2 protein-coding genes and 1 riboswitch are annotated in these 3,151 nt (G+C 30.7%); both genes read left to right on the forward strand.

Translation table 11 applies throughout. From position 1 onward, the window contains the following. Positions 1-497: 497 nt before the first annotated feature. Positions 498-580: riboswitch (cyclic di-GMP riboswitch) on the forward strand. Between the two features lie 141 nt (positions 581-721). Beyond that, complete coding sequence (locus tag CI949_RS19125; RefSeq protein ID WP_110301333.1) at positions 722-1,396, forward strand: inverse autotransporter beta domain-containing protein; 675 nt, start codon at positions 722-724, stop codon at positions 1,394-1,396. Between the two features lie 146 nt (positions 1,397-1,542). Then, on the forward strand, positions 1,543-3,151 hold a 1,609-nt coding region (locus tag CI949_RS19130; RefSeq protein WP_290769364.1), incomplete at its 3' end, for a hypothetical protein.

Genomic DNA, 3,151 nt, shown 5'->3' on the forward strand with positions numbered 1-3,151 from the left:
GAATAAGTTGATCAAAAATAATTTAAGAAAATTTAGTGATTTGATAATTAATTACACTGATTTGGTGCAAATAGATCAAAGTGTATTTGAGAAGATTACGTTTGAAAAGTGGTATTTAGAAAAATATTATTCTCAAGATGAAGAGAATAGAAATTCTTTAAATTTCATTTCTCCTCATAGAAGAATGATAAGTTTTAGAACGACAATAAATCAATTTCTTAGAATTTACAATGCCTCTTCAAATAAGGAAAATGAAGACATAATTGTCTTTGTAATTAATAATTTAAGCGATATTTTATTAAAATTAGTTACCAAAGAAAATACAGGTTTGTTAACAAAAAATATTTTAATTAAGTTTAATGATATTTTAAGAAAAAATATTAATAAAGATTATGAATCCACATATTTTTTAGCCACAAAATGGTATACTAAGTCAATTTATAGTGTTACTATTGAAGAAAGTGTTTTTAATTTTGACTACTTGGAATTATTTAATAAATATTTAAAAGCAAACCATTCGAAAGTCTGGGACGCAAAGTTCTGAATCTAAGGATATATATCTAAGATTGTCAGTTCCGCCTCAGGTATTAATACCACAGTGATAGTTTGCTGTGGTATTTTTCAGTTTAAATTCGACAAAATAAGATAAAAAAGGAGCTGGTATAATAAAAAAATTGAATAAGTTAAAAAAATAATAATTGAAAAAACAAGGAGGAAAATTATGAGCTTTACGAAAACTATTTTATCGATATTTATAATCGTAACTTTAATATTCACAGCTGCTGCAGCAGTAAACGCAGAAGAAGTTCAGCGTTCTCCAAGATTTAATATTAACGGGATTACTGGAGATGACTTTATTGGTCAGGCTGGAATTCTTTATCCCTTCCGGAATAGAGAAGATTCACTCTGGTATACCGATTTCAGGTACAGAATGAGTGCAGATGAGGTTGATGAATGGAACTTGGGATTAGGGTACAGATATAAGCTGGATAATGCTGAAAATCATATTGCTGGTGCCTATCTTTTTAGAGATAGAAGAGAAGAATATGGCTATGATTGGAATATGTGGACAGTAGGTGGAGAAATTTTAACAGATCAGTGGGATTTCAGGCTCAATGGATATATTACAGAAGATGAAGTTCTTTCTGCTCCAGAGCTTGATGAGGTTGAAGTTAAAGATAGAAGGTTAGTCTATAAAGAAGGGGCCTATGCAAGTATGAATGGTCTTGACATTGAAGTGGGAAAAAGATTTACTAAAGCAGAAGGTATATTTAGCGATGTAGGTATTTATGCCAAGCTTTATAGATTTTTTGAGAGCAGTACAGAAACAATGACTGGAAGACAGCTTCGAGTAGATAAGCAGTTTGGTGAAAGGAATAAACTACCTGGAATCTAGGCTTAGAATGGAGAGATGACAATATTAGAGGTAGTGATACAGAAGCTACTTTTGCTGTTTCAATTCCATTTGGTGGAGATTCTAAAGCTGAAGAAAAAGCCGATAAGAATAAAGAATACAGCAGTGAAGAGATCCTAGAAGCAAGAATGACAGAACAGCCAAAACGTGATCTCGATATAGTTGTTGGAGAGTCAGATGCCCTGCAGTCAGATAATGATGAAGATGATCTTGCCTTAGATTATTCAGGTGGAGTTGAATTAGGTACTGTATGGTATGTTACTGCTGATGGTGATGGAGATGGTTCAAGAGAAGATCCTCTAAACATTTCCGAAATAGCTGGAGAATACTATGTTGATGCTGCAAAAATAGTTGATAAAAACCTTCCAGATGAAAATGATGTAATTATTTTACTTGGTGATGATGGTGTAATGGAAGTAGGGGCAATAAATCTTATGCCTGGTCAAAAGCTTCTTTCACCTAGTGGATATATAACAGTTGCCGCTGACGCTGAAGGCAGCAGGAAAACTCAGTTCAGACCAGAAGGTAAAAGAGCAGAGCTGGAGTTTGAAAATAATGTACCATTAACAATACAAGAAATAGAAATTAATGGTTCACCTGAATATTTAAATCTGATTACTTTAGCTGATAATACTGCAGTTTCTGGTTTGAAAATAAATGATCCTGGATATTATGGAAATATAATTTATGGTGATGGAGTGAGTGGAGAAATAAATATTACCAATAATATAATAGCCATTGGTGAAGATAGAATTGAAGCAGGCAATTCAATTTATATTTCTGCTAGGCCGGATGAGAATGGTAATACTAATATAAATATTATCGGAAATGATATTTCAACTTATCGTGAAGGCATTTCGGTAGAAACTAGATCTTTTGCTCCAAAAAGCATTAGTGGTTTAGCAGAGATTGAACCAAGAAGTTTTGAAAATTTAAATATAAATATTTCTAATAACAAGATAAATAAAATTATTAATTATGGAATACATGTTGAAAATTATGGTTATAAAAATTCAACTATAAATGTTAAAGACAATGATATTAAAGATGTTATATCTGCAGTCTTTGATCCTCGTCTCGAATCTTCTTATATAAGCCCGTATGAAAGTACAGGTATTTATTTAGATAACAGAGATGGCGAATCATTAAATGTCAACATCAATAATAATAATATTGAAAATGTAATAAGTTTTGATGGAAATAGTTCAGGCATTGAAGTAAATAATGATGGATTCAAACAAATAAATAATACTATTACAAATAACTCAACAAAAGTGTTATTAGCTGAAAGAGGGTTTACACAAGGAATATCAGTTTATAATATGGTAAATAGAGATGGTAATACTAAGACAACATTGCAAGATAATATTGTTTCAAAATTACATGGTGATAATATGATACTCAATAGTATTAGCCCTAGTGTGAGTAATTTAAGGGGAAATTCAGGTCTTTATGTTGCTAATATGGGAAGTGAAGCCAATCTTGCAGAAACAATTGTTAAGAGTAATAATATAAGTGATAATTATGGAGGGTTTATAAACTTTGGAATAATGGTAGATAATAATGGGGATTTATTAAATGTTGATTCAGTAGAAGCTGAAAGATCAATTTATAATTTTGAAGAGAGTATAACTGAAATTTCAAATAATAATATAAAAAATAGTCTAACATATGAAGCAGCTTTTGGTATTGGTATTAGTGAATATAACTCCTTAAAAATAAATACTACTATTAATA

This window comes from Halanaerobium sp. (assembly GCF_003070835.1).